Here is a 256-nt window from a genome sequence, read left to right as displayed (position 1 = left end):
CACGAAGGCGGATGCCGCGCCGATCGCGAGCTGCTGCCAGCCGTGCCATCCCAGGACGAGTCCGATGACCGCGGCGAGCTTGACATCGCCTCCGCCCATCCCCGACCGGCTGATCAGTCGCAGCAGGGCGTAGAACCCGCCGAGTACGAGCATGCCGAGGAGAGCGCGGATCGTCGGAGCGCTCTGCCCCGCGACCGCGGCATCGATCACGACGAGGAGGATCAGCGACGCGAGGGTCGGCAGCACGATCCGATCC

At 69.5% G+C, this 256-nt stretch carries 1 protein-coding gene; it reads right to left on the bottom strand.

Annotation, left to right across the window (positions count from 1 at the left end):
* A partial coding sequence (locus SB658_RS25555) for a prepilin peptidase (protein ID WP_410603248.1) occupies positions 1 to 256 on the bottom strand: 256 nt, incomplete at both ends.

This window comes from Bacillus sp. SIMBA_008, from assembly GCF_046535495.1.
Taxonomy (GTDB): Bacteria; Bacillota; Bacilli; order Bacillales; family Bacillaceae; genus Bacillus; species Bacillus subtilis.
This window is presented reverse-complemented; position numbering and strand designations above follow the sequence as displayed.